This is a genomic window from Photobacterium sp. R1 (genome assembly GCF_054600795.1).
Genome location: NZ_BAAHZP010000142.1, coordinates 1 through 401 on the forward strand (window position 1 = coordinate 1; position 401 = coordinate 401).

Genomic DNA, 401 nt, shown 5'->3' on the forward strand with positions numbered 1-401 from the left:
TGTATCTTTCCGACCGGCACGGCAAAGCCAGTGAAAGCTTCAGAGACGGCAATCAGTACACTGGCTTTGCTATCCGGCAATCCCTGCCCGTCAGTGACCCGCAAGATCTCGCCAGTCTGAATATCCGCACAGCGCCCAAGCCTGGCGAACGTGCCAGAAAAGGCCGCCTTCGCTACGGAACGTATGTGATTGTTCACCCTCAGTCAGGCACGTCCATCCACCTGCTCAGCGTACATTTAAAGTCCGGCTGCTACACCAGCAAGATTAACAGACAGTCTGCGTCCTGCCGTGTCCTGAGCTATCAGGCCGACGTATTGAAGAACTGGATTGGCCAACGCCTGGCGGCTAAAGAATCGTTTTTGATCAGCGGCGACTTTAATCACCGCATGGCAGACAGCGGT

Annotated in this window: 1 pseudogene; it reads left to right on the forward strand. The window is 55.1% G+C overall.

Going from position 1 to position 401, the window contains the following annotated elements:
• Positions 1-401 (forward strand): annotated as a pseudogene (locus ACYP03_RS24375) (endonuclease/exonuclease/phosphatase family protein); the annotation flags it as partial.